Genomic DNA, 24,050 nt, shown 5'->3' with positions numbered 1-24,050 from the left:
TCGATGCTTCGCAAGGCACATATGGACGATGGTTTGTCGGCGGTGAGTGCAACACCTGCTACAACTGTGTTGATCGCCACGTAGAGCATGGCCGCCCGGGACAGCCAGCGATCATCTACGACAGTGCTGTTACTGGTGAGAAGCGCACCTACACGTATCTTGATGTGCAAGAGCAAGTGGGAGCTATGGCAGCGCTGCTGCGTGAAAAGGGCGTTGAAAAAGGCTCTATGGTGCTGATCTATATGCCCATGATCCCTGAAGCGACGTTTGCAATGCTCGCCTGCGCACGGCTTGGTGCGATCCACTCTGTTGTATTTGGCGGTTTTGCGGCTCAAGAGCTTGCTGTTCGTATCGAGGATTGTAAGCCTCAGGCTATCATCAGCGCGTCCTGTGGCATCGAGCCGGGGCGTGTGGTTGAATATAAGCCGCTGCTGGACCGCGCCATTGAACTGTCCTCCCATAAACCTGATTTCTGCTTTATTCAGCAACGCGAGCAAAAGGTTGCTGGCCTCATTGAAGGCCGTGACTTTGATCTGGGCGCGCTGATGGAGACTGCGGTGGCCGAGAAGATGACCACTGAATGTGTTTCTGTTGCTGCGACTGATCCACTTTACGTGCTCTACACTTCTGGTACGACCGGACAGCCGAAAGGCGTGGTGCGTGACAATGGCGGGCATATGGTTGCGCTCAAGTGGTCCATGGAAAACCTCTACGGTATTGATCCGGGCGAAGTGTTCTGGGCTGCGTCTGATGTGGGCTGGGTGGTTGGTCACTCTTACATCGTTTATGCGCCGCTGCTTCATGGGGCCGCGACTATTCTTTATGAAGGTAAGCCGGTTGGAACACCCGATGCTGGTGCATTCTGGCGGGTGATCTCAGAGCATTCCGTGGTTTCGTTGTTTACCGCGCCGACGGCTTTCCGGGCGATCAAGAAAGAAGATCCGGAAGGTAAAGAGCTGGCGAAGTACAGCATTGCTGGCCTGCGGTCGCTATTCCTTGCAGGAGAGCGAGCTGATCCGGATACAATTTTATGGGCAGAAAACCTGCTCGGCGTACCTGTCATCGATCATTGGTGGCAGACAGAGACTGGCTGGTGCATCGCTGGTAACCCTCTTGGCCTGGGTAAGCTGCCTATCAAGTTGGGCAGTTCCACTGTCCCAATGCCGGGATATGATATGCGCGTGCTTGATGATGAGGGGAATGCGCTTGGAGCGGGTGAACTTGGCAACATTGTTGTGAAGCTACCGATGCCACCGGGATCGCTGCCAACGCTTTGGAATGCTGATGATCGGTTCAAGGAAGCGTATCTCACAGAGTTCCCCGGCTATTACAAGACGGCAGATGCTGGTCTTATGGATGATGACGGCTATCTCTTCATCATGGCTCGTACCGATGACATCATCAACGTGGCTGGGCACCGCTTGTCTACCGGTGGCATGGAGGAAGTTCTTTCTGAACACCCGGATGTGGCTGAGTGTGCCGTGATCGGGATTGCCGACAATCTCAAGGGCCAGTTGCCATGTGGTTTTGTCGTTTTGAAGAGTGGCGTTGAAAAACAAACTGCTGTGATTGAGAAAGAGCTGGTTGCTCTGGTGCGTGAAAAGGTTGGTCCTGTTGCTGCCTTTAAGCTGGCGATTACCGTTGAGCGCCTTCCCAAAACACGGTCTGGCAAGATCCTCCGAGCGACCATGCGGAAGATTGCAGATGGTGAAGAGTTCAAGATGCCAGCAACAATTGATGACCCTGCTATTCTCGAGGAAATTGCTGAAGCGATCTCTGTTCGTGGGGTGGCATCTGTTAGCTAAATTCAGAGGAACTAAGCAGTTTTACTGGAGAAGTGCATCGACATGTTTAGGCTTTGAGATTATGGTCGGCGAAATTTCGGCATTGCCAGAGGTATCTTCAAAGTGAAACTAGAGAAGAAAGTTGCGATTGTAACCGGTGGCGCTCAAGGCATCGGTTACGCTATTGCGCAGCGTTTTTTGCAAGATGGCGCCAAAGTCATGATCTCCGACTCCGATGAGCGGGCCGGTGAAGCGGCTCAGGAAGCTCTTTCCGAGTTTGGGCATGTGGCGTTTTGCCATTGCGACGTCAGCGTTCGCCTTGATGTGCGCAATATGGTTGCAAACACTCTGGATGAGTTTGGCGACATTGATGTGCTGGTTAATAACGCTGGCATTACAGCAGCTGGTGATTTTCTGCAGCTTTCTGAAGACGATTTTGACCGGGTTCTACGTGTCAACTTGAAGGGTGCATTCCTGTGCTCTCAAGCTGTTGCACGGCATATGGTCGAGAAAGTTGAAGAGGGCGGTTCTGCTGGCTCAATCATCAATATCAGCTCCGTAAACAGTGTTTTGGCGATCCCTGATCAGGTTCCTTATACGATCTCCAAGGGTGGCTTGAACCAGCTGACGCATGTTTCGGCTGTGGCGTTGGCAAAGCACGGCATTCGTGTCAACGGTATTGGGCCTGGTTCCATTGAGACACAGATGCTCAAGAGCGTTGTGCAGGATGCGAGCAAGATGGAAACGGTTCTTTCCCGGACGCCGCTTGGTCGTTTGGGACAACCTGCTGAAGTGGCCAGCATTGCTGCGTTCCTCGCTTCAGAAGATGCAAGCTATGTTTCCGGGCAGACCATTTTTGCTGATGGTGCGCGCATGCCGCTGAACTATACAGTGGATGTGAGTGAGCCTGAGTAAGCTTCTCAGATAGAATTGAAAAAGCCGCGCTTGATGAAAGCGCGGCTTTTTTTATGAGTGTTTTGTCTGAAAGCCAGATACGCTTTTCTGGAGTGCGTGCTAGCTTGCTTTTTCCTGAGAGTTGAGCGCTTCTGCTCCAATCTCAAACTGCATTCTGGCGAGTTTTGCATAAAGGCCGTTCTGAGCGACCAGTGTGTCGTGGGTGCCTTCTTCCACGATCTTCCCACCGTCCATCACAACGATACGATCTGCTTTGAGGACCGTTGCCAGACGGTGTGCGATAATCAGTGTGGTCCGGCCTTCCATAAGCTTATCGAGGGCTTTTTGGACAATGGTCTCGCTTTCGGCATCCAGTGCGCTGGTGGCTTCGTCCAGCAGCAAAACAGGGGCGTCTTTCAGAATGGCACGAGCGATCGCGATGCGCTGTCGTTGGCCTCCTGAGAGAGTTACCCCACGCTCGCCAATGAGTGTGTCATAGCCGTTTTTCATGTTGTTGATGAAGTCATCAGCCAACGCGAACTTCGCAGCTTCAACAATTTGCTCTCTGGACGCGACCTCTTTGCCAAATGCGATGTTTTCTGCAATTGAGCTGCCGAAAATAGCGGTGTCCTGAGGGACCAGAGCGATGTGCTCGCGTAAATCTCGTGGATCAGCAGAGTTCAGTTCGATGCCGTCGAGTGTGATTTTACCTGCAACTGGATCGTAATATCGCATCAAGAGCTGGAACAGTGTGGACTTGCCTGCGCCACTTGGGCCGACAATAGCAACTGTTTCGCCCTTCTTGACGGAGAGGTTCAAGCCCTCCAGAACGCCAGCTTCTTTTGCTGTTGGGTAATGGAAGTCGACATCATCAAACTCGAGCTCGCCAATGGCAGGAGAGGGGAGAGTGACTGGATTGGCAGGTGCATTGATTTCGGATGGAACATGCAGCAGACCTGTAATGCGGTCTGCTGCGCCAGCGGCTTTTGCCAGTTCGCCCCATACCTGGGAGAGTTCGCTCATAGCCCCGGCAGCAATGATGGAATAGATGAGGAACTGTGTGAGCTGACCGCCACTCATACGGCCATCAATCACGTCCAGTGCGCCGACCCAGAGTACTGCCACAATGCTTGAGGCGATGATCAGGATGATTGTAGCAATCAGGAATGCGCGAGCGCGGGTGGCAATGAGAGCAACTTCATAGGTTGTCTCGATATCTCCTGCAAAGCGATCTGAAACGCTCTTTTCATTGGTGAAAGCCTGCAGTGTGCGAATGGAACCAAGTGCTTCTGTTGCATAAGCAATTGCGTTTGCCAGAGTGGATTGCGCATGGCTGGTTCTGTTGCGAACCGCACGGCCAAAGCCAAGCAGAGGCAAGACAATGAGTGGGATCGCAAGCAGCACAAACAAGGAGAGGCGCGGGCTGGTGATGACCATCAGGGTCGTCGAACCAGCGAACATCAGCAAGTGTCGAAGAGCAATAGATGCGCTGGCTCCGAATGCTGACTGAATGAGGGTTGTATCGGCTGTCAGGCGCGAAATGATCTCACCGGATTTTGTTTTGTCGTAGAATGAGGGGGATAAATAAGTGAGGTGACGGAACACGTCAGAGCGTAAGTCCGCTACGACTCGCTCACCAATCATCATGACCATGTAGTAACGAAGAGAGCTGGTGAGGGCGAGTAGCGCGATTACAAAAATAATGACAATGAAATAATCGTCAATCAAGTTGGGGTTGTCGCCGGTAAAACCGTAGTCAACCATGTAGCGGACGGCAATTGGCAGTACCAAAGTGAGGCCAGATGCCGCCAGCAGAGCAAAGGTTGCCAGAACCAGACGGGCTTTGTGCCTTAAAAGATAAGGGAAAAGTGTTGCGAGTGGACGCAAGGTCTTTTCCCGATTGTTTGAGTCCCGCTGGCTCATGCCACCCCCGGATATCTGCGAAATCATTTAAGTTTATCGTATGATGCAGTAGATGTGTCCCGATAGTTTTAATTGCAAGCGCTTTCTCTGGTTTTCTGCGGGCTGTACCCTCTTGTTTCCTCGGTTTGGATGGGGTATAGACCCCTTCACAATTGTGCCGTTCTTGGAAAAGTGCGGCTTCTTTCTACCGATGCTTCAGGCCAGCCCTAAGCCCATCTTTTGATTGAGGCGGCTCAGCCGTTGCTGACAGGACAGTTTAGTCATGAAACAGGACATTCATCCAGATTACCACACCATCACTGTAAAGCTCGTTGATGGTTCCGAATTCACCACCCGTTCTACTTACGGTAAAGAAGGTGACACCCTGCAGCTCGACATCGATCCGAGCTCCCACCCAGCATGGACTGGTGGTGACCGTCAGCTCATGGACCGTGGCGGTCGCGTGTCCCGCTTCACCAACAAGTTTGGTGGCTTCCTGGGCAAATAATTGCTCTGAAGTTTGCGAAATTAAAAAACCCGAAGCGTTTGCTTCGGGTTTTTTTGTGCGCGTTTGAGGAGTGCGCAGGGTTGCTAGCGGAGTTTGACGCTAGCGAAACTTATCAGGCTATTTAAACGCTGCTGTGATTTGAGAGAGCTGATCACCCACTGGATTGGAGGTGTTTGCCGCTTGCTCGCGCAGGAGCTCCTCCTTGAGCATGCTATCGACGTGCTTGATGCGTCTTTGCAGGTGGAATGAGGTCTCGATCAGGGTGCGAAGTGTTTCAGGCAGGTCTGGCCAGGCCGGGTTCTGCATTTCCTTGGTTGCATTATCGACGCGGATCTTGTTTTTCTCATTCTGAGCTTCTGCTTGTACAATCTCACCGTCATTTACTGCCCGTTGCAGCAGAAGCCAGGAGGCCATCTGCATGAGGCGGGTGGTGAGGCGCATGGACTCGGTTGCGTAGGCGAGAGACGCGGCGGAGCCAAGAGCTTTGCTCTGTTTCCTGCCCGGACCATCAAGATAGGATGCAGTGTCTTCAATAAGGCCCATCCCTTCGCGGAAAAGCTCCGTGAAGTTTTGGGAGGACATGAGCCGTTGCGCAAAGTTGAAGGTGTTCTCTGGCCCTGTTTCAGTTTTGAATTCACCCATCTTAAAAATCCCTTCAATAACTGCGTTAGGTTTCTCTCACTCGCGTCCTTTAAAATCCCAGTCTGAAACAATTACGGCTCGAAAATTGAAGTGAGCCTTTTGGAAAGAATAAAACTGTCTCGAAATGGAGCAAGAGATCTTACTTCAATCTGAGCGGAGCAAAGCCCGTGCCAACTCATGGTTGTGAATAGAGTGATTAAACCGGGGCAGGGTGTTGCCTGAGCAGAAAAAAAGAGCCGCATCGGTGCGGCTCTGAGGTGTTTTAACAGGGAGGCGTCAAGCAGAGTGAATGTTCACTCTGGTTCCAGATCAACTGGAATAACTAAGTTCTAATTTAAAATGGTTAACGATACGTAAACTATAAGTATCCAATTCATTTATTTGCAATTTGTAGCTTGCATTTATATGAATTTGAATAAGTTTTTGTTTTAAGCTTTGTTTGATTACTTAAAAAAGCTTTCGGCTGATGAGTTGGCGCTTGATTTTGTTTCGATCTCATTCTCAACGCGCACGATCTCTGCCTTAAGCTGCTCAAGACGCTCATTTAATTCGTGGATTGAGAGGTTCGTGAGGGGCTCTCCCACCATTACCCCGGAGGTTGCTGGGCGAGGTGTGTCATCATCATCGAATAAACCCATAGCGTTATGTACTCCTTGTGTTTGCCTTGGTGTATTCTCGGTATCAAAAAAGCGAGAATTCACCTTTGGTGGGGTAGACGGGCACTTGTTGGCTACTATTCTTTACCTAATTGAGAAGGTGAGCAAGCAGCAGTTTCGCTATTTGCAAAAATCGAGGCAGCTTATGACAGTAGATGATCGTTCAGCACAAATGAAAGCCGTTGTTATGAATGGCGTCGGGGGTTCGGAAGTTCTTGAAATTGCAGAGGTTGATGTACCCAGGCCTGGTGTGGGTGAGGTTCTGATCAAGGTTCATGCTGCGGGCGTCAATCGTCCGGATGTCATTCAGCGGACGGGAGCATATCCGCCACCTCCCGGGGCTTCTCCTTTGCTGGGATTGGAAGTCTCTGGTGAAATTGTGGAGTTGGGAGAAGGTGTTGCTTCTCACAGCTTAGGGGAGCGGGTTTGTGCGCTGACACCGGGTGGTGGGTATGCGCAGTATTGTGTTGCGCCTGCTGCTCATGTTCTGCACGTGCCGGCGGGGATATCTATGGAGGAAGCTGCCGGCGTTCCGGAGACTTTCTTTACGGTGTGGTCCAATGTGTTTGACCGTTTGGGGCTTCAGTCTGGTGAGAAGTTCCTTGTTCATGGCGGGTCTTCCGGGATTGGGACAACAGCCATTCAATTGGCAAAGGCCTTCGGCGCTGAGGTGTTTACAACGGTCGGGTCTGATGAAAAAGCTCAGGCGGTTCGCGAGCTTGGAGCGGACTATGTGATCAACTATCGGACGACCGATTTTGTGAAAGAGATTGGTAACATCACAGCTAAGCAGGGGGTTGAAGTGATCCTTGATATGGTTGGCGGTGATTACGTTGAGAAGAACTGGATTGTTGCAGCAGTTGACGGGCGCATCTGCCAGATTGCGACGCTTCATGGGCCTTCGGAAAATGTCAACTTTAGCCGATTAATGATGAAGCGGCTGACGCACACCGGTTCAACACTGCGGCCACGGACCAACGCATATAAAGGTCAGATCGCTGATGCTCTTCGTGAGAAGGTCTGGCCATTGCTGGAAACCAGCCGGGTCAAGGTGGTTTTGGATAAGGTCTTTGATATCAGCGATGTAAAGGCCGCGCATGACAGGATGGAAGGTTCCGGCCATATCGGAAAGATCATCCTCAAGGTTGCCTAGGGAAAGTGCATAGGCCGGTTTTGAATTCTCACAGGTTTCCTAAAGATGGTGGAGGCCCGTGTTGATCTGGTTTGCTTTTGGGAAAATGTGAGCGTATAGTGCGCTCAAGTTTCCCAAAAACTCTTATGGAATTCGGCTTCGCCACCTTTGATTAGGCTGTGGAGCACTCAGGAGGGATTTATACAATGTCCAACGCGCCGCTTATGCCAAAGGCAACAGCCGTATGGTTGGTAGATAACACCGCTCTTGGCTTTGATCAGATTGCTGCGTTTTGTAAGCTGCATCCGCTTGAAGTGAAAGCGATCGCTGATGGTGAAGCTGCTCAGGGCATCAAGGGTATGGACCCTGTTCTGGCAGGCCAGCTGACCCGTGACGAAATTGAAAAAGCGTCGAACGATCCGCGCTACCGTATGCAGATTTTCGAGTCCAAAGTGCGTGTTCCTGAGAACAAGCGCAAAGGGCCTCGTTACACCCCTGTTTCGCGTCGTCAGGATCGCCCGAACGCAATTTTGTGGCTTGTACGTTACCATCCTGAGCTGCTTGATGCTCAGATCATGCGTCTTGTTGGCACAACCAAGCCGACGATTGAAGCAATTCGTACGAGAACGCATTGGAACTCTGCGCATCTTGATCCGATGGATCCGGTCACTCTGGGTTTGAGTTCTCAGATTGAGCTGGACATCGAAGTTGAGAAAGCTGCGAAGAACGCTCCGAAACCGATTGAAGGTGAAGAGCCGCAATCCCTTCTGCCTGTTGATGAAACAACAAGCGAAGAAGCAATGGCTGCTGCGTTTGCGACACCTGCGCCGAAGACCCGTGAAGTTGAAGAAGCCGTGGATGCAGATGCTGTGTTCGCGAACTTCAAATCCACTGGTGACAGTGATGAGGACGAAGACGAGCGCTAAGAGCGTCTTTAGCGCGAATTCTTATCATTTGATTGGACTCAATCAAATGGAACGCGCTTGGAAGGGGCATAACTCTAAAAGAGCTTGCCCTGCCTTTGTTGGATAACATGAAAAGCCGCTGCCTGCTGGGGAGCGGCTTTTTTCGTGTTTGCGTTGCTATGTGAACCTTTGCGTTATTCTGCGTTTTTAACGTTCTGACTGCGTTGCTGTGTTGATTGCGCTATACAGGTCGGGATGGCGTACATTCGTTGGCTGAACGCTGGCCTCCTCCATCAGGGAAGTTACTCCCCTTGTTGAGGTTTGAGGCTATGATGTAGCATCACTTCATTTCCTGATTGATTGGATAGTTGCTGTTATGCGTAGATTGCTTGGTGCTGTATTTGCATTGCTTATTGCGAGCGGTTTGTCGTTTGCCTCTGACCTGAAGAACGAAAACCTTCTGGTGGGGATGCCTGAGGGCTACAAGGTCGCCTTTTCACAAAACAAGAATGGTCTGCTGGTTTCTGAGATGATCCCTCGCGGACAATCTCTGAAGAACTGGAAGGATATGGTGACCGTTCAGATTCACTTTTCCCGGCGAGTACCGATGAAGGTACTGGAGAAGCAATATACGCAGGTGAAGAGTCCTATCTGCAAGCAGCAAGATGGGCGCCTCGTGAGAAAGGGGCGTGAGAATGGCTACGAGTTTGGCCTCTTCCATACCAGCTGCACCACCACACCGGCTTCTAAAAGTGAGACAGTGTTGACCAAGGTTATTCTGGGTAATGACAGTACCTACTTCACCATCAAGTCCTGGCGCTCAAAGGTGGGTAAGGCGGAGATTGTGAAGTGGTCGCGTTATCTGTCCGGTGTGAAGGTGTGTGATAGCCGGATTGAGGGTAGAAAGTGTCCGTGAGTGCGGTGAGGTGGGCTTTGAGTATCAATTAGGCGGAGGCTGGCAAGAAAGTATCTTTTGTGAAAGCCTGAGCGTAAGAAATCAGCGGGCTTTTGAGATCTTCAGTTTTTCTTGCTTCGCTCGATTCTTGGTGGATTCTTCAGAACGCGTGAGAGCTTTGGCTATGGCCTTTAAACTCATCCCCTTTGTCGCCAGCAAATGCAGCTTCCGAATTTCCTCGGGGGTCCATGCTTGGCGGTGGCGTTCAAAACGATCTGCCATTGATTTAGTCTACCTTATCATTGTGTTGAAGCTAACATAAAGCATTGTCGTGCTTATGGTGCTAGTACAAAAACGATCAATGAGTGTGTGACGTCAGTACTTAAGGGATAAACAAGTCAATTTGACCTGAGAGTGTTGTAGGTGAGGCAGCCATTCCATTCCATTACAACTGCTGCGCTACACCCATTATGTTTTGTCTTTGCAAGCTTGGGCAAAAAAGCGCCATGCAATTTGAACACGCTTGGGAAGATGTTTTCTGGGCGCGCGCAGTAAGAACAATTTAAAGGGGTCAGCATCTTCTATTTGGTCTAAATGGATCAGCTGACCAGTTCTTAGTTCACTTTCTACAATCACTTTAGGCAGAAAAGCGATACCCGCGCCGCTGATCGCTGCTCGTTTTAAAACAAAACTATTATTGGCACGCAGCACGACGTTTGGCGCAATCCACTCCTGCCCCTCGCGACAGCGCAAAAACCACTCAGAAGAACTCTGAGGGCTATCGAACACAAGAGCTTTATGGCCTTTCACGTCATGGCTTGTTTCAATTTTTGGAGTACGGGAAAGGTAGTCTTTTGAGGCGCAAAGTACTCGTGGCACAAACGAAACTTGCTGTGTAACAGCTGTGCTGTCTTCAAGGGCTCTGGAGACCCTAAAAATGATATCTACATCCTCATTCAAGACATCAGAAAAGCTATCAGATACAACTATGTCCAGTTTTATGCTCGGATATTTCATCTGAAACTCAGAAATGTGCTCAGCTATAACATCTTGAGCAATTATTGAGGGCACATTGAGCCGTACAACGCCCGTAATGGCCTTCGAGTCTGCACAAAGCTTGTCCTTCAACCATGTCAGCTCATCAGCAACAATACTTGCGGTTCGGTAGCATTCCTGCCCGGCGTCTGTAAGACGCAAAGCACGGGTTGATCGGATCAATAAGCTAGCGCCTAAAACAGCCTCTAACCGGGTAACCTGCTTGGCAACCCAGGCAGGTGAGATATTGAGAATGCGTCCGGCAGCTGAAAAGCTTCCAGAGTCAACAACAACCCGAAAAATACCGAGTAGATCTGATAGGTTCTCGCTTGTCATTATATAACGAATTGGAAAAGGTGATTAGTCATTGCATCCAATTAACATACTAGCAGGAAGAGGTATACCCGATTGACTACCAGCAAACGGAGATACCATGACCTACTCTCAGTTATTCGAAAGCGCAAAACTTGGGAAGCTAGAGCTACGCAACCGAACTCTTGTCGCTCCAATGACGCGCGTCAGTGCAAGTGCTTCAGGCTGCGTTGGCCCTCTTATGCAGCCGTATTATGAGAGATTTGGCATGGGGGGCTTTGGAGCAATCATTACCGAGGGTGTCTACACTGACCAACACTTTAGTCAGGGATACGAGTTCCAGCCGGGGATCACTGATAAAACGCAAGCTGCAAGATGGGCTGAGTTAATCAAAGGCGTGAAGGCAACAGGCGCAAAAATAGTTATGCAATTAATGCATGCTGGTGCCCTGTCTCAATTTAATCGTTTCTCTAATGAGACACGTGGCCCTTCCCCCGTACAGCCTAAAGGTCATCAAATGGAGTTTTATCGGGGTTCTGGTATGTATCCTACCCCTTCCGAAATGACGGTTTCTGAGATTAAGACTGCAATTTGCGGTTTTGCAGACTCGGCTAAACGTGCTCAGGAAGCTGGTGCAGATGGGGTCGAGATTCACAGTGCCAACGGCTATCTTTTGGATCAGTTCCTAACCGATTACGCAAACCAGCGTGGTGACCAATACGGCCAAGGCATGTTTGAACGCGCACGACTGACATGCGAGGTTCTAGAAGCTGTTCGTGATGCTGTCGGGGGCGACTTTACGGTTGGCGTACGTCTATCACAGAGCAAGGTCAACGACTTCGAGCACAAATGGGCAGGACAAGAAGACGACGCTAAGGTTATCTTCGAGGCGGTGGAAGCGAGTGGTGCTGATTTCGTGCACACTACAGAATTTGCTGCTCAGGCCTCGGCATTTCAACATGGAGCGTCTTTAGCTGCACATGCAAAAAATCTTACCGGTTTACCTGTCATAGCGAATGGCGGCCTGGGTGATCCTGCAATCGCACAAAAAATGATCCTGCAAGATGAGTGTGATTTTGTGGCGATTGGTAAAGACGCGCTTGTTACGCAGAATTGGCCTGTGAAAGTGCAAAAGAACGAAGCACGGCGTCCGTTTGATTTTGAAATGTTCACGCCTCTGGCTGATCTAGAGACAGCGAATGCTTACTTTTCTGCCTGTGCCGAAATCTAGTTTAGAACATTCTCTTTACGGTATCTCTCCACAAGAGGGGTGCCGTCAGTTCCTTGTGGTCAGTTGGGTAATTCCAGATCTCTCATAAGGGTGACTGTAAAAGCCTTTGGGTGTGCCTGTTTCAACCTCAGTGAGAAGTACTTGGATGACCGCTTAGGCCTTCTACGTTACAGTTTCATCTTGCGTAGCAGAACTATTAGGATGCAGCGAATGTCGGCGTTATTCGCACATCAGTTGTTCAGTGGCCCTGAGGGGCAGCAGTTTTGCTCAATATAACCTATTTCCACGAGCACAAAAAAACAGGCGCTTGAGGGATGCTCAAACGCCTGCTTCATTATCAAGTTTTATCGCCCTCTACCGCTGTGTGAGTTTTAGCTCGATGCGGCGGTTTTTGGCGTTGGCCTCATTGGTGGTGCCTTCTTCGAGGGGCTGGAACTCGCCGAAGCCGGCGGCGACCAGGCGGTCTGGTTCCACGCCTCTGGCGATGAGGTATTTGACCACCGAGATTGCGCGGGCGGCTGAGAGTTCCCAGTTGTCGCGCAGGCGGCCTGTGCCGGAGAGGGGGCGGGCATCTGTGTGGCCATCCACGCGCAGGACCCAGTTGATCTCTGATGGGATTTGTCCCTCAAGTTCCAAAATGGCGCTTGCGAGGATATCCAGCTGGTTTTTGCCTTGCGGGTTGACCTCGTCATCACCGGAGGAGAACAGCACCTCGGACTGGAACACAAAGCGGTCGCCAACAACTTCAATATCAGAACGCTGGGCGAGGATTTCGCGCAGGCGGCCAAAGAAGTCTGAGCGGTAGCGTGAGAGTTCCTGCACCCGCTGGGCGAGGGCGACGTTGAGCCGCTTGCCAAGGTCCGCAATGCGGGTCTGGCTTTCTCTGTCGCGTGTTTCTGAGGCGTCCAGTGCGTCTTCCAGTACGGCGATCTGGCGGCGCAGGGCGCTGATCTGCTGGTTGAGCAGTTCTACCTGTGCCAGAGCCTTGTCGCTGATCTGCTGTTCGCCTTCCAGCTTTGCGCGCAAGGATGCCAGTGCGCCACCTGCCTCGTCAATCTGGCCGGAGCGCTCGTTGAGCAGGCCCTGAAGACGATCCCGTTCTTCAGCAGTCTGATCCAGACCCAGTTGCAGGGAGGAAATGGTGGATTCCAGATCTCCAACACTCGCCTTTTCCAGCGCCAGCAGCTCTGTGAGCTCTGCGATTTGCTGGTTGAGGCGGTTGAGCACCTTATCCCGGCCAGACAGCTGCTGGCTGAGGAAGAACTGCGCAATCATGAAGATGGAGAGCAGGAAGATGAACACCAGCAGGAGTGCGGACATGGCGTCCACGAAACCCGGCCAGTAATCCTCTGAGTTGTTTTGAGACCTGCGTGTGCGTACACCAGCCATGCTTTATTCCTTCTCCCGCTCTACCTCTGCGGTGAGCGTTTTCAGGAAGCGTTCAATCCGGCGCTGTTGCATGGACTGGGCCTCGGCCCATTCGCGCATCATCTTCTGCTCGGAGCGCACATGCTGGACGAGGCCCTGAATGCCTTCTGCCAGTTTGCTCATGGCGGCGTTGGAATTTTCATCCGGCTCAGCGCCTTTTGTTTCCATGGATTTGCGCAGCTTGTCGAGCGTGATGCGCAGGTCCGCAGCCATATCGGCAGATGTGCCGTTGCCCAGTTCGTCCGGATCGATATCCGTCAGGGTGGAGAGCCAGTCTTCCAGCTCCTGATAGAAGCGGTTTTGGGCCTGTCCTGCCTGCAAGTCGAGGAAGCCCAGAACGAGGGAACCGGTCAGACCAAGCAAGGAGGAGGAGAACGCGATGCCGAGGCCGGTCATCTGTGCGGTGATGCCGGAGACCAGATCTTCAAACAGCACGTTGGCATCGCCGCCTGCTGCATTCAGCGTGCTGACGGTGGTTGCCACGGCGCTCACGGTTTGCATCAGCCCCCAGAAGGTACCGACCAGACCGAGGAAAATGAGCAAGCGGGTGAGGTAACGTGAGATCTCGCGGGATTCATCCAAGCGCATGCCGATGGAATCGAGCATAGAGCGCATGGTGGTTGGCGAGATGGTCATGTCGCCTGCTTTGTTGCCAAGCAGAGTTGCCATTGGCGCCAGAAGGATAGGCGGACGGCGTACCTCAAGGCGTGGATCGCCGAGGCGGAAGCCGTTAACCCATGATACTTCCGGGAAAATTCGCAGGACCTGCCTGAAAGACAGAAGTATACCCAGTGCTGCGACGCCTACGATCAGGCCGTTCAATGCGGGGTTTGCCATGAAGGCTGCGGTGATTTGCCCGATCAGGACAAAGGCGATGAAGCCTGCCAGAACCAGAAAAATAATCATGCGCCACAGGTAAACCTGTGGGCTCGACAGACTGTAGGGATCGTAGTCGCGTGCCATTATCCTGCGTACATCTAAAGCAAAGCGGCTTCTCTTTGTCTGGTCAGACCAATCAAGCAGAACCCGCTTTAAAGTTAATGATGTCTTTAGATAACGCGATTTCCGGTTAATAGGAAACCGCAAATCGCTGGGATTGGGCAAGAAAAGCGTAAGTTTTTAAATAAGTCGCATTTTTGTGCGCGTGCTGCCGTGTTTTGGGCGGGATGTGGTCATGGTGGGGTGGGCAGAGAGGTGTTATTGAGATCTACTCCTATCGTATGTACTATTCTGAGCTGAAGATAATAGAGACAGATCTTTTCGAGCTGGTAAAAAGGTTACTGTGTATGGAGTACTTATCCGTATGGAATTGGTTTAGTATTGTCGCTGCTATTTTGCTTGCGGTTGCAACTGCAGGGTCGATAATTGAGACTGCAAGATACAATCAGAAAGCAGAACAAACCTCTCAAAAAAATATAGAATTGACAGCTGACACCAAAAAACTGGGACAGAGAAATCTTGAGCTCACAAGAGAAAATACTGATTTGAGTAAGAAAACGAATGATCTTGTTCGGAAAACCGCTGAGCTCGCAGCAAATCCAGACCAGCTCATTCAGTATTTAAGTGATGTGCGAAAAGAGGGCCTTGATAGAATATTGTCTACACGATTCACCGGAACAGATGTTGATAGCCTGCTTAAGAAAGCAGAGAAGTATCGATTAGATAGAAGTGAGTATGAGGCAGAGCAAAGTTCGCGCTTAGAACAAGCGAGAAGGGAATACTCTCTGTTCTTGTATCAAGTTTTAGATCTTATGATTTATCAATTTACAAAGAAATTGAAAGTACTTGAGAGTGCTGATGTAGTAAGAGAAATAAAAAATATATATGAAGAAGACAGAAACCGGTTTTTTGGAAAGAAGGGAGTTCTTGTTTCTAGTTTTCTTGGAGATACACAGAAAAGAATCTCATTGGCAATTTACTCACCATATAAAGAAAGTTGGGGCAATATAGTAGAGCCAACTTACTTGCAACTTGCTCCAACTGCCAACTTGGAAATTCATATAGACCGTATTGAGATTTACAAAATTGAAGAAACAAAAATCTTCACCAAGGAGGAACTCTCAACTGAAAAAGGAGCAGAGGCTTTGGTCCGTGAGCTTGATCCCATTTTTGATGAGATGTTGGCTTTACAAATGTCACATTAAAAGGCGTTTGTAGATTTTTAGCCGCAGTTTATCACCATGGGCCCCGGGTCTTCGCTGTGCTTCGCCCAGGATGACACCTGTGGGGTGGCGCTGTTGGTGGGCATGAGGCAGATTGGTCATGTTGGCGGTAGTGGCGAACACCAGTGTCTTCCCGGCCATTGAGTCGGGATCTATGAGGTGGTCACTCAAATGGTGATGGTGTGTTTGGGTGATTGTGGGGACGTGTTGTGATGGTCAAACTGCTTCCATGTCTTACTTCATGTACATATTGGCGAGTAAGCCGCGTGGAGTGCTTTATACTGGTGTGACGAATGATCTTGTGCGTCGGGTTTACGAGCATAAGAGCAAGGTTAGGTGTCGCTTTACCGCGAAATATGATGTTTCGAAGCTGGTTTATTTTGAGCAGTTCAGGGATGTGAATGACGCGATACGCCGGGAGAAGCAAGTGAAGCGGTGGCGCCGGATTTGGAAAATTGATGCGATTGAGGGTCTGAACCCGAAGTGGGATGATTTGTACTTGCGGTTCAATCACTAAGCGAAGGCTTGGGGATATGGGTCCCGAGTCTTCGCCTAGGATGATAGCGTGGGGAGCTGCCAATGGCTTATCTGCGCAGCTCCAAGTCGCTTACGTCTTTTGATCGAAGAACTGGAACGTCATGCACCGGCCTGTATAGAACGTGTTGCCGGTTTCTGCATCGAATGTTGGTCTGTAAGGTCGCCCATGCGGGTAGGTTTGGATCTTGCTATCTGCTGCATGGATTACGCCAGTCGTATATCCTTTGTCCTTACAAGCTTTGTCGATTGCAAACCTGGCGGCCTTCTCAAGCGTTCCAGCATTGTCTGGACCGCCTTTTATTGCCAACCCAATTTTTTCGTCTTTGATTGATGTGTAGCGCACGCGCAAACCATTGTGCTTCACTGAATGGCGCAGTTTGTGCTGCTTTACACCCTCAATTGGATCATACAATTGTGAAATGGGTATTCCCGGTTGTGGTCCCAAAATTGCGTCTCTGAATGAAGATTTAACATTTTGCTTGGCAGTCTCACTGCATCCAACCAAGAGAAGGCTGCATGTAACTAATGCGGTAATTTTTTGCATATTTCTGTTGCTTTCACGATTGTCTCAAAGAGCAATGTAGAGACAGCTTCGTGTGTAAAAATGGATTGTGTGATTGGATCAAAACACAAGTAACTTGGCTCGTGTGGGTATAGGTCCCGGCTCGAGGGCCGGGATGACACCGTGAGGCGCAGTTGAAGGTTTAACCGTACCGCTCTGGTTCCAGCGTCGCACTGCGTTTGCGTGAGATGGCAGCGTGCCCTAAAGCAGTTCGCATTTAAGTTGAAATACCTAAACTGCTTTAGTCTTTGTTTTTGCGTATCTTTGCCTGAAAACCGGATGTCACTTTTCGGCGATATGCATATACACCCTTGCTCAGCCCTCAATGGGTGTCCTGCTGGTCTGCGGAGCTGTCATCCTTCCGCAGGCCAGTGCTTTGTTATGGGGGGCTACTTGTGGGTGGGGATGAAGTCGAATAGGTCCCAGCCGTCGGTGGTGGCGGTGATGAACTTCATGTCCGTGCCTTCCAGCACCGCGCAGGTGAGGCGGCCTGAGGCGTAGGCTTCGGTGTCTACGTCGAGCCGGTTGGAGCGGCGGTCGATGTGTTCGACCGGGGTGTGGCCGTGGACGACGAAGACGCCGAAGTCCTCTTGAAAGTCGAGGAAAGGGCCGCGGATCCACATGAGTTCCTCAGCGCGTTGGTCTTCCAGCGGTACGTCTGGGCGGATGCCTGCGTGGACGAACAAGTAGTCTCCGCACTGGTAGTGGAGGGGCAGGGACTCAAAGAACGTTTCGTGTAGCTTGGAGAGGTTTTCCTTAAAGATGGTCTGCACGCTTTCCGCACCTGCCGAGCCCATGAGATCGTGAATGGAAAGGCCGTAGGAGAGCAGGGTTTCTGTGCCGCCCAGATCCTCCCAATGGTAAAGCGTGCCTGCATCTTGCAGAAACTCCAGAAGCGAGGCTTCGTGATTGCCTTTCAGACAGACCTGGCGCGGGGTGCGGTGGTGGTGATCGACAAGGAAATCGATGACGCCCTGACTGTCCGGGCCGCGATCGATGTAATCACCAAGGAAGATGGAGACTGGGTCCGTGATCGGGCGGTTTTTCAGGTCGCTCTCAATGGCTTTGCCCATGACTTCCAGTAGGTCGAGCCTGCCGTGAATGTCTCCCGTCGCATAAACGCGTGTCCCTTCCGGAAGAGTTGGATGGGTGTTTTGCATGGTCGTCCCGTTCCAAATGCTTGTCTGTGTCGCGGTCACTGGTGGTCCAATCTACTTTAAGAAAACGAATGAGGAGCAAACCCACAGCCTCAATTTGTTGGCTTTGGGGCTGTGGGAAGTGGGCAAGTTGATGGGTGTTGAAAATTGGTTCAATGAGAATAGTTCGATATCGCACTTGTTTTGTGTGTGGTGTTATGTTTATAGTTCGATATCGCACTAAATGGATTTGAACGATGAACCTTTCCAGACGCAAGATGATTGGCCTTATGGGTGGTGGTGTGGTTGTGGCAGCGACTGCCTCGGCTGGTGCATTTCTGGCGACCCGTCGTCCAACGCGGGCGCTGGCTCCCTGGGAGACTGCGGGCGCTTACACTGAGCCGCGGATGAAGGCGCTGTCCTACGCTTTGCTTGCGCCCAACCCTCATAACCGTCAGCCGTGGGTGGCTGAGCTGCGCGGAAGTAACATGCTGGCCATTTACCGTGACAAGAGGTTGAACCTGCCAGAGACTGATCCGCTTGACCGCCAGTTGACCGTTGGCATGGGGTGTTTTCTGGAACTGTTGCGCATGGCTGCGGCGGAAGATGGGTACGATTTGCAGATGGAGCTGTTTCCACTGGGAGAAGATGGGCCCGTTGCAACGGCTTACTTTGCCAAGGGGGGCACGCCTGATCCGTTGTTTGCGCATGTTTTTGAGCGGCACACCAACCGTAACGCCTATAAGGATATGTCTGTTTCAGCAGAAGCGCAGGCGGTTTTGGCTGACTATGCCACGATCAAAAGCAGCAAGGCTGAGGTTGCGGCCCTGCGGAAGCTGACGTGGAACGCGATGGATGTTGAACTGACAACGCAACGTGTGATGATGGAAAGCGTTGATCTGATGCGGTTTGGTAAAGCCGAGATTGAAGCGAACCCGGATGGCATTGCGCTGAGTGGTCCGTTTTTGGAGAGCCTGATGCTGGCTGGGATGTTGAGCCGCGAAGATCAGGCAGATCAGACCAGCTCAAGCTTTCAGCAGGGACGGGATATGATCCGGGAGGCGATGAACGCGACACAGACGTATGCGGTGGTCACCAGTCCGGGCAATTCGCGGGTCGATCAGATTAAAGCAGGGTATGATTGGATCAGGTTGCAACTGGCAGCTACTGGATTAGGCCTTTCCATGCAGCCGGTTAGTCAGGCACTGCAGGAGTTTCCTGAAATGGCAGAGCATTATTCTGCGGTGCACGAAATGCTGGCCGGTCCGGGTGAGACTGTTCAAATGCTTGCACGATTGGGGTATGGTCCCAAAATTGATCCCAGCCCGCGCTGGCCTTTGGAAACACGAGTACCGAATGTCTGACGATACCCCCTCCCAAGATCTGACGCCCTACTTTTCTATGTTTGTTGAGGTGGGGATTATAAACCAGATCGGCTCTGCGTTTTTGGAAGCGCGGCTGCCAAAAGGCCTTCTGGTTTCGCATTTCGGAGTGACCAGCCATTTGAGCCGCGGATTTGATGGGGCCACTCCGCTGGAACTGGCCCGGTCGTTTCAGGTTGCGAAAACAACCATGACGCATACGCTGAGCGGGTTGGAAAAGCACGGCTTTGTGGAGCTGCGCCCCAACCCGGATGACGGGCGCTCCAAGCGGGTGTGGCTGACACCAGAGGGGCGGCAGTTTCGTGATGATGCTGTGCAGCAGCTGGAGCCGCTGTTTCACAAGCTGGCCGAGCGGTTTCCACCTGAGCAGGTCTCTGCCTTCTTGCCGGGCATAAGTGAATTTCGTGCGGTGATTGACCAGTTGCGGGATGAGGAGAAGTAGCAGTAGGTGTTGCTGCTCTTCGTGTCTTGGAGTGTGTTGCGTTCATATGTAGTCACGCAACAATCTCTAACTCTTTGTTTTTGCGTATTCTTATCCGAAAATCGGAGTCGTTTTTCAGGAACGCGCTCTAAGATGTTGCTCCTTTTACCAGCAATAGGCTGAGGCAAAGCCCGGTGAAGTAAAGGCCTAACCCAAATGAAAGATGGGCGATAAGACTTCTTATTCTTGCGATTGTCGGGGCTGGTGTTTTGGAGGCGGCAACTCCAAAACCGAAGGCAGGCTGCATGAAGAAGAAGGGGAACCCCACTGAAAGCAGGCCAATTAAGAACGGCATCAGGATGGTTGGATTTTGAAGCCAGTTTGGTCCGGTCAGAGCAAGCAAAACGAGCGCAAATACAGCACCGATGACGTAATGAGCGATCCAACCGATGGAGCGTTCAAACGGCTGTGGAGGGCTCTGCATGATGTTCTGATGCTGGAAACGCCCGCGCAACATGCTTAGCATCCAACGGCCAACCAGTCGGTAATCCAGAGCTGGAATAGCGAAAAACCGAAGCCGGACCCAGGCGACCAGATCCATGAAAATTGTTGCGCCAATGCCAAGCAGAGCAGCATTGATCAAAAGACTTGTTGTGTGCACGGTTTTACCTTTCCTGATAGGGAGTTGGCGGCACCGTGCCACTTCAAGTCGACTTGAGGTCAAGAGAATTCTCTAGATTTTGATGGATAATATTTCTCAGGTTAACAGTGCTAGTAAGCCTGCCTTTTGGGTGTTCAGGAGGGTGAGAAGCTGGGTTTCATCCCGCGCGTGATCGCGAATTCCAAGTGAGGAAAGCACCAGATATTCTGCGAGTTGCTCAGCGCTGTGTCCCTGAAAGCTATAGTGCGCCAGCATTTCAGCACAGGCGGTGATGTTGGTCGCTTGTGCTTCCAGTGTGGCCGCTTTGCCTTCCGCATTGAACCCACCGATCATGTCTCTTGCATCAGGAGATGCGGTGATGATCTTGAAGGATGGGATGATGGAGTGCTTGTAGTAGGCGCTTAGTTTGTCCTCCAAAGCTTCCAGAGCGGACCATTCCTTCAGCACGACTGCCAGAGACTGGTTAGAAAAGTGCCTGATGGAGGCGCACAGGATTTCGTTTTTGTTCTTGTAGTTTGAATAGACTGTCTGGCGCGCAACGCCTGCCTCTGACGCGATGTCGTGCATGCGGGTGCGGTTTACGCCAAAGCGCATGAAGGCCCGCACGGCGGCTTCCAGAATCTTCTCTCGCAAATTTTCCATGGCGGCATCTTGACAAAAAATGTCATTTTGTCAAGAATTACAAAAATACGAAAAATGTCATTTTGTAATTTACGGAAGAACGCTTCCTACATGGGCATGCAAAGCTTTGGAGCTGAAGAGGACATCGAGAATGGAAAGACGCGCCGTATTGCAGGCACTGGCTGCAAGCATCGTGACTGGCATGGTGCCAGGTCATGTTTTCGCAGCCGCACAGAAATTGGAACAGAAGGATAGAGCTATGATTATTGTCACTGTTGAAGTTGAGTTTGAAGACAATCAGATCCAGCAAAAACTTGCTGCTGTTCAGGAGATGGATGCGGCTACTGCTGAAGAGGCTGGATGTATTTCCTACAAGTCTTCTCTGGATGCGACCAATCCGAATATCCTGAGAATCTATGAAATGTGGGAGAGTATGGATGCTCTTATTCCGCACTTCCAAACGCCACATATGGCGGCGTTTCAGGCAGAACTTAGCTCGTTAAAGTCAAAAGGCATGACGGCGAAAGTTTTTGAGGTCAGCAAAGAACTGCCGTTTCCCAACTAACTGGCAGGCCATCTGGATTAGCTTGCACGCAGGATTGAGGTTTAAGCTGATCCAGAGCTTTCGAGTTTAGGTTATTTTCTTTTAATGATTCCAATTTTAGGGAAATAAAATATCAATTTCGTCGTTTGGTTGTGCTCTTCGATACACTTGGCACTTAGGTGCTTCTTTACGTTTGTTCTGTTCGCTTTTGCTTCATGCAGTTGTTTGGGAGAGCATTTTGGAGCGATGTCAGGAAACGGAATTGCAAGACCTATTTGATGGTTTGGCGGCGGGGCTTCAATTGCCTGCTCTGGCGCCGAATACTGCGGGGCAAGTTGCCCTTCACTCTGAGGAGCATCATCTTACGACATTGATTTCGGCGCGGTTTCAGGAACGGCGCTATGAGGTGCAGCTGGAAGCTGATGTCTTTCCAGAAAATGATCTGGAGATGCCTCAACTGAAAACTCTGTTGGCTCGTGTGGGCCAACTGACGTCCTGTGGCCTGATACTCGATGCTCAGCAGCGATACGCTGTGCGGCACCACCTCCTTTTGCAAATGACTGACCCGGTTGAACACCTGATGGAGGCTTTGAAGAGCTTTATTGGTGAGGCATTGCAGCTGCGCCATTCGCTGGTCAACGCCGGAGACGCAGAAAGCCAGTGGTCCTCAGAGCATATTTTGGTCTGAGTGGTTTGGGAGGGACGCCACGATGAGGAATACCGGAATATCAACGCAGGTCAGCACGGCCAGTTCAAATGTTAGTCAGGCTTCCGAGCAAACAGGGGTTAGGCCGGAAAGGGCGCGGTCCAATACTCAGTCTGCGCGGATGCCTTACCGGCTTTGTGCAGTGCCTGTTGCTGGTGGGCATGAGCGGCGGGCGCCTCAACAGCAGAGCAGGGTTTCTCTGGCAAGTTTTCAGCCCCGGCGTGTTCCTGCTTCTGGCGTGTCCGGGCAAAATGCACGGTCAGAAGCAGGGCAAGGTATCTCCTCCATGGAGCGAGCGCTGCTGGATGCTCGCCTTAAACTTCAGCCTGTTCAGCGTGATTATCTGGGCCAGACGGCCCGGTTTGGTGACAAGGTTGCTGGTGTAGGTGCTGAGAACCGGATGCTACAGGAGCTGCAGGCCTTTGCGAAAGACCCGAGCTTGCTGACGAAAGAGCGGGCTGCAGACCTTCATAAGCAGTTGGGGGCTGTGTCGTTCTCTGACCCTGAACAGGCTGAGACCAAACAAACTCTGGTCGATCACTTCAAAAGGGTTGCACGAGGCGCGACGCCGAACCGGCAGACTGTGCGGGTTCTGCGTCCAGTCGTTGAAGATTTGCAGCGCCACATTGAGGACAGACAACCCGCGCTTGATCGTGCGCTTGGTGGTGGCAGGGCGCAGTCGCAGCTGCGTGCCAGCCAGAGCGAATGGAATGAGGTCCGGACCAAGCAGCTTTCTGAGGTTGCGGGTGGGCAGGACAAGGACGCCGGGTATCATCCCTCTCGTGTAACTGCGCGGGGCGCCGTTGTTGAAGGCGTGCAGACAGAGGGGCTTGTGAGGAACGTTCTGGGCAAGTTTCCTCACAATGTCACGCCGCTGATCAACGGTGCTGTGAATGGCCGAGCAGAGATTTTTCGTGGTGAAATCCCGATAACGGACGGCGTTGCCTATGGCCGCTTTGGGTTCACCAGCTTCTATTATGCTTTGGGGGCGATCCAGAGTCTGATCTCTGCACGCTCTGCTTACACCAGCATGAATGCCGCAAATGCAGCGCTGGATACCTTTCACTCTGAAGGGTCCCAGTTTATTGGGGCGCAAAAGGACATTGCTGAAGTGGCTGCGTTGTCCCGCATGGTCAAGGATGTGCAGAAGGGCGGTGGTTCTCCTCTGACATTGTTGGATACGTTGGCCCAGGCGGTCAAAGCAGGCAAGGTTTCTCAGAGGGGGCTTGGTGTTGCTCTGCGCGGGGTGTTTCCTGAATTATCGCCGCGTGCGACCGCTGCTTTGGAGGCTTACGTCAAAGCTGAGAAGGGAACTGCTGGAGAGACTGAGTGTCTGACCGCTTTGCGCAATGAAGTGGCGCTGCATTACGGTGAGAGTTCCACCAGTGACAGCGCGCATTTGAAAGGCGGTCTAGATCATCTTGAGGGCGCGCTTAAGATGAAGATGCGAGAGGCTGATCGGGCCCACAAAGCGTTGACCGGACTTGTTGCCAATTACGGCAAGAACGCCGAGTTGGCGAAGGCCATGCGGGATGACTACCACAAACAGATGCATGTGAATATTTTCTCTGCTGAAGTGTGGGGACTTGCCATGGTCGCTGATGGCATGGCGATAGCGGAAAGAGCGCTTTCCTCTAATGTTGAGGGGATTTCTCTGGTCACGACCGGGTTAGGCTATGCCGCTGGCACTGTTGGTGCAGGCGTTGGTGTGCTCGCTGTTGGTCTGTCGGCCTATGATGCCAGTGTCACGGCCATTCGAGCCTTTAAGCATCATCAGACCGGGAAGAAAGCGCAGGCTCTGCATCGCTTGTTCTCTGAGCGGCAGGAGATGCCGGTTTCCAGTCTGGACGGTTCGCGAAAGGTTTCTCAGCCGCGTGATGCGGAGTTGGCGATGATTACGAAGACCATCGCGAACAACCAGTCCAAGGCGCGAAATACCAAGATTGGTAAGGCTGTTTTGTCTGCAGTTGACGGGCTTGGGTTTGCTGCGCTGA

Annotated in this window: 25 protein-coding genes; 14 read left to right on the top strand and 11 right to left on the bottom strand. The window is 51.5% G+C overall.

Annotated elements, in window-relative coordinates; all coding sequences use genetic code 11:
• Together PPL9_RS07050 and PPL9_RS07045 are read left to right on the top strand one after the other, a co-directional pair.
• The coding region (locus PPL9_RS07050) for a propionyl-CoA synthetase (protein WP_057462021.1) at nucleotides 1-1,805 on the top strand (1,805 nt) is incomplete at its 5' end.
• Between the two features lie 102 nt (nucleotides 1,806-1,907).
• Nucleotides 1,908-2,699 carry an SDR family NAD(P)-dependent oxidoreductase gene (locus PPL9_RS07045; protein ID WP_057462020.1) on the top strand — a complete coding sequence of 264 codons (792 nt, stop codon included), beginning with the start codon at nucleotides 1,908-1,910 and terminating at the stop codon, nucleotides 2,697-2,699.
• Nucleotides 2,700-2,798: 99 nt separating this feature from the next.
• Here PPL9_RS07045 and PPL9_RS07040 read toward each other — a convergent pair whose 3' ends face one another.
• Complete coding sequence (locus tag PPL9_RS07040) at nucleotides 2,799-4,601, bottom strand: ABC transporter transmembrane domain-containing protein (RefSeq protein WP_208989224.1); 1,803 nt, start codon at nucleotides 4,599-4,601, stop codon at nucleotides 2,799-2,801.
• A 262-nt stretch (nucleotides 4,602-4,863) separates the two neighbouring features.
• Between PPL9_RS07040 and rpmE the strand changes: the two genes are divergently transcribed.
• Nucleotides 4,864-5,088, top strand: coding sequence for a 50S ribosomal protein L31 (gene rpmE, locus PPL9_RS07035; protein ID WP_008551475.1), 225 nt, complete (start codon nucleotides 4,864-4,866; stop codon nucleotides 5,086-5,088).
• Between the two features lie 117 nt (nucleotides 5,089-5,205).
• Here the strand turns inward: rpmE and PPL9_RS07030 are convergent, their stop codons facing one another.
• Together PPL9_RS07030 and PPL9_RS07025 are read right to left on the bottom strand one after the other, a co-directional pair.
• Complete coding sequence (locus tag PPL9_RS07030) at nucleotides 5,206-5,730, bottom strand: DUF1465 family protein (protein WP_057462019.1); 525 nt, start codon at nucleotides 5,728-5,730, stop codon at nucleotides 5,206-5,208.
• A 443-nt stretch (nucleotides 5,731-6,173) separates the two neighbouring features.
• The gene (locus PPL9_RS07025; RefSeq protein ID WP_057462018.1) at nucleotides 6,174-6,368 is read right to left on the bottom strand and encodes a DUF1192 domain-containing protein; all 195 of its coding nucleotides are present in this window, start codon (nucleotides 6,366-6,368) and stop codon (nucleotides 6,174-6,176) included.
• A gap of 163 nt (nucleotides 6,369-6,531) precedes the next feature.
• Between PPL9_RS07025 and PPL9_RS07020 the strand changes: the two genes are divergently transcribed.
• The 3 genes from PPL9_RS07020 to PPL9_RS07010 all read left to right on the top strand — a co-directional run bounded on the left by PPL9_RS07020 (nucleotide 6,532) and on the right by PPL9_RS07010 (nucleotide 9,339).
• Entirely contained in the window at nucleotides 6,532-7,539 is a 1,008-nt protein-coding gene (locus PPL9_RS07020; RefSeq protein ID WP_057462017.1) for an NAD(P)H-quinone oxidoreductase, read from the top strand.
• A gap of 185 nt (nucleotides 7,540-7,724) precedes the next feature.
• On the top strand, nucleotides 7,725-8,444 hold the full coding sequence (locus PPL9_RS07015; protein WP_057462016.1) for a cell cycle transcriptional regulator TrcR: 720 nt from the start codon (nucleotides 7,725-7,727) through the stop codon (nucleotides 8,442-8,444).
• Between the two features lie 355 nt (nucleotides 8,445-8,799).
• On the top strand, nucleotides 8,800-9,339 hold the full coding sequence (locus PPL9_RS07010; protein ID WP_057462015.1) for a hypothetical protein: 540 nt from the start codon (nucleotides 8,800-8,802) through the stop codon (nucleotides 9,337-9,339).
• A gap of 81 nt (nucleotides 9,340-9,420) precedes the next feature.
• Here PPL9_RS07010 and PPL9_RS07005 read toward each other — a convergent pair whose 3' ends face one another.
• Together PPL9_RS07005 and PPL9_RS07000 are read right to left on the bottom strand one after the other, a co-directional pair.
• Nucleotides 9,421-9,600, bottom strand: coding sequence for a hypothetical protein (locus PPL9_RS07005; RefSeq protein ID WP_057462014.1), 180 nt, complete (start codon nucleotides 9,598-9,600; stop codon nucleotides 9,421-9,423).
• 186 nt (nucleotides 9,601-9,786) lie between these two features.
• Nucleotides 9,787-10,446 (bottom strand): substrate binding domain-containing protein, encoded by a 660-nt coding sequence (locus PPL9_RS07000; protein ID WP_244273362.1) that lies wholly within the window; start codon nucleotides 10,444-10,446, stop codon nucleotides 9,787-9,789.
• A gap of 340 nt (nucleotides 10,447-10,786) precedes the next feature.
• Here PPL9_RS07000 and PPL9_RS06995 point away from each other — a divergent pair, with 340 nt between their 5' ends.
• Nucleotides 10,787-11,896: an NADH:flavin oxidoreductase gene (locus PPL9_RS06995; RefSeq protein WP_057462012.1), complete on the top strand. Its 1,110-nt coding sequence runs from the start codon at nucleotides 10,787-10,789 to the stop codon at nucleotides 11,894-11,896.
• 354 nt (nucleotides 11,897-12,250) lie between these two features.
• Here PPL9_RS06995 and PPL9_RS06990 read toward each other — a convergent pair whose 3' ends face one another.
• Complete coding sequence (locus PPL9_RS06990) at nucleotides 12,251-13,285, bottom strand: peptidoglycan -binding protein (RefSeq protein ID WP_057462011.1); 1,035 nt, start codon at nucleotides 13,283-13,285, stop codon at nucleotides 12,251-12,253.
• Between the two features lie 3 nt (nucleotides 13,286-13,288).
• Nucleotides 13,289-14,287 carry a hypothetical protein gene (locus PPL9_RS06985; protein ID WP_057462010.1) on the bottom strand — a complete coding sequence of 333 codons (999 nt, stop codon included), beginning with the start codon at nucleotides 14,285-14,287 and terminating at the stop codon, nucleotides 13,289-13,291.
• 323 nt (nucleotides 14,288-14,610) lie between these two features.
• Here PPL9_RS06985 and PPL9_RS06980 point away from each other — a divergent pair, with 323 nt between their 5' ends.
• Both PPL9_RS06980 and PPL9_RS06975 read left to right on the top strand, forming a co-directional pair.
• A complete protein-coding gene (locus PPL9_RS06980) occupies nucleotides 14,611-15,468 on the top strand; it encodes a hypothetical protein (protein WP_152986615.1) in 858 nt (285 codons plus the stop codon).
• A gap of 247 nt (nucleotides 15,469-15,715) precedes the next feature.
• Entirely contained in the window at nucleotides 15,716-16,003 is a 288-nt protein-coding gene (locus PPL9_RS06975) for a GIY-YIG nuclease family protein (protein WP_057462008.1), read from the top strand.
• A 90-nt stretch (nucleotides 16,004-16,093) separates the two neighbouring features.
• On the opposite strand, the gene PPL9_RS06970 is transcribed toward PPL9_RS06975, so the two are convergent.
• Together PPL9_RS06970 and PPL9_RS06965 are read right to left on the bottom strand one after the other, a co-directional pair.
• Nucleotides 16,094-16,435: a hypothetical protein gene (locus PPL9_RS06970; protein WP_057462007.1), complete on the bottom strand. Its 342-nt coding sequence runs from the start codon at nucleotides 16,433-16,435 to the stop codon at nucleotides 16,094-16,096.
• Between the two features lie 539 nt (nucleotides 16,436-16,974).
• Nucleotides 16,975-17,784 (bottom strand): metallophosphoesterase family protein, encoded by an 810-nt coding sequence (locus tag PPL9_RS06965; protein WP_244273361.1) that lies wholly within the window; start codon nucleotides 17,782-17,784, stop codon nucleotides 16,975-16,977.
• Nucleotides 17,785-17,978: 194 nt separating this feature from the next.
• Here PPL9_RS06965 and PPL9_RS06955 point away from each other — a divergent pair, with 194 nt between their 5' ends.
• Together PPL9_RS06955 and PPL9_RS06950 are read left to right on the top strand one after the other, a co-directional pair.
• The gene (locus tag PPL9_RS06955; protein ID WP_057462004.1) at nucleotides 17,979-19,085 is read left to right on the top strand and encodes a hypothetical protein; all 1,107 of its coding nucleotides are present in this window, start codon (nucleotides 17,979-17,981) and stop codon (nucleotides 19,083-19,085) included.
• Entirely contained in the window at nucleotides 19,078-19,545 is a 468-nt protein-coding gene (locus PPL9_RS06950; RefSeq protein ID WP_057462003.1) for a MarR family winged helix-turn-helix transcriptional regulator, read from the top strand. The genes PPL9_RS06955 and PPL9_RS06950 overlap by 8 nt, the downstream gene beginning before the upstream one ends.
• Nucleotides 19,546-19,672: 127 nt before the next feature.
• On the opposite strand, the gene PPL9_RS06945 is transcribed toward PPL9_RS06950, so the two are convergent.
• Together PPL9_RS06945 and PPL9_RS06940 are read right to left on the bottom strand one after the other, a co-directional pair.
• Nucleotides 19,673-20,185 carry a DUF2938 domain-containing protein gene (locus tag PPL9_RS06945; protein ID WP_057462002.1) on the bottom strand — a complete coding sequence of 171 codons (513 nt, stop codon included), beginning with the start codon at nucleotides 20,183-20,185 and terminating at the stop codon, nucleotides 19,673-19,675.
• A 96-nt stretch (nucleotides 20,186-20,281) separates the two neighbouring features.
• Nucleotides 20,282-20,827, bottom strand: coding sequence for a TetR family transcriptional regulator (locus tag PPL9_RS06940; RefSeq protein ID WP_057462001.1), 546 nt, complete (start codon nucleotides 20,825-20,827; stop codon nucleotides 20,282-20,284).
• A gap of 130 nt (nucleotides 20,828-20,957) precedes the next feature.
• Here PPL9_RS06940 and PPL9_RS06935 point away from each other — a divergent pair, with 130 nt between their 5' ends.
• From PPL9_RS06935 to PPL9_RS06925, 3 genes are all read left to right on the top strand, one after another.
• Nucleotides 20,958-21,371 (top strand): putative quinol monooxygenase, encoded by a 414-nt coding sequence (locus PPL9_RS06935; protein WP_057462000.1) that lies wholly within the window; start codon nucleotides 20,958-20,960, stop codon nucleotides 21,369-21,371.
• A 241-nt stretch (nucleotides 21,372-21,612) separates the two neighbouring features.
• Nucleotides 21,613-22,038: a hypothetical protein gene (locus tag PPL9_RS06930; RefSeq protein WP_208989223.1), complete on the top strand. Its 426-nt coding sequence runs from the start codon at nucleotides 21,613-21,615 to the stop codon at nucleotides 22,036-22,038.
• Between the two features lie 22 nt (nucleotides 22,039-22,060).
• Nucleotides 22,061-24,050: hypothetical protein (locus PPL9_RS06925; RefSeq protein WP_208989222.1), on the top strand; the 1,990-nt coding region annotated here is incomplete at its 3' end.

This window comes from Pseudovibrio sp. POLY-S9 (assembly GCF_001431305.1).
In the GTDB taxonomy this organism is placed as follows: Bacteria; Pseudomonadota; Alphaproteobacteria; order Rhizobiales; family Stappiaceae; genus Pseudovibrio.
The sequence above is the reverse complement of the archived record's forward strand: the minus strand, read 5'-3'. Positions and strand labels throughout refer to the sequence as shown.

Excerpts from the sequence above, each read along its gene's own strand:
- PPL9_RS07040 (WP_208989224.1), bottom strand. The coding sequence starts at position 4,601 with ATGAGCCAGCGGGACTCAAACAATCGGGAAAAGACCTTGCGTCCACTC.
- rpmE (WP_008551475.1), top strand. The coding sequence starts at position 4,864 with ATGAAACAGGACATTCATCCAGATTACCACACCATCACTGTAAAGCTC.
- PPL9_RS07030 (WP_057462019.1), bottom strand. The coding sequence starts at position 5,730 with ATGGGTGAATTCAAAACTGAAACAGGGCCAGAGAACACCTTCAACTTT.
- PPL9_RS07025 (WP_057462018.1), bottom strand. The coding sequence starts at position 6,368 with ATGGGTTTATTCGATGATGATGACACACCTCGCCCAGCAACCTCCGGG.
- PPL9_RS07020 (WP_057462017.1), top strand. The coding sequence starts at position 6,532 with ATGACAGTAGATGATCGTTCAGCACAAATGAAAGCCGTTGTTATGAAT.
- PPL9_RS07015 (WP_057462016.1), top strand. The coding sequence starts at position 7,725 with ATGTCCAACGCGCCGCTTATGCCAAAGGCAACAGCCGTATGGTTGGTA.
- PPL9_RS07010 (WP_057462015.1), top strand. The coding sequence starts at position 8,800 with ATGCGTAGATTGCTTGGTGCTGTATTTGCATTGCTTATTGCGAGCGGT.
- PPL9_RS07005 (WP_057462014.1), bottom strand. The coding sequence starts at position 9,600 with ATGGCAGATCGTTTTGAACGCCACCGCCAAGCATGGACCCCCGAGGAA.
- PPL9_RS06995 (WP_057462012.1), top strand. The coding sequence starts at position 10,787 with ATGACCTACTCTCAGTTATTCGAAAGCGCAAAACTTGGGAAGCTAGAG.
- PPL9_RS06990 (WP_057462011.1), bottom strand. The coding sequence starts at position 13,285 with ATGGCTGGTGTACGCACACGCAGGTCTCAAAACAACTCAGAGGATTAC.
- PPL9_RS06985 (WP_057462010.1), bottom strand. The coding sequence starts at position 14,287 with ATGGCACGCGACTACGATCCCTACAGTCTGTCGAGCCCACAGGTTTAC.
- PPL9_RS06980 (WP_152986615.1), top strand. The coding sequence starts at position 14,611 with ATGGAGTACTTATCCGTATGGAATTGGTTTAGTATTGTCGCTGCTATT.
- PPL9_RS06975 (WP_057462008.1), top strand. The coding sequence starts at position 15,716 with ATGTCTTACTTCATGTACATATTGGCGAGTAAGCCGCGTGGAGTGCTT.
- PPL9_RS06955 (WP_057462004.1), top strand. The coding sequence starts at position 17,979 with ATGAACCTTTCCAGACGCAAGATGATTGGCCTTATGGGTGGTGGTGTG.
- PPL9_RS06950 (WP_057462003.1), top strand. The coding sequence starts at position 19,078 with ATGTCTGACGATACCCCCTCCCAAGATCTGACGCCCTACTTTTCTATG.
- PPL9_RS06940 (WP_057462001.1), bottom strand. The coding sequence starts at position 20,827 with ATGGAAAATTTGCGAGAGAAGATTCTGGAAGCCGCCGTGCGGGCCTTC.
- PPL9_RS06935 (WP_057462000.1), top strand. The coding sequence starts at position 20,958 with ATGGAAAGACGCGCCGTATTGCAGGCACTGGCTGCAAGCATCGTGACT.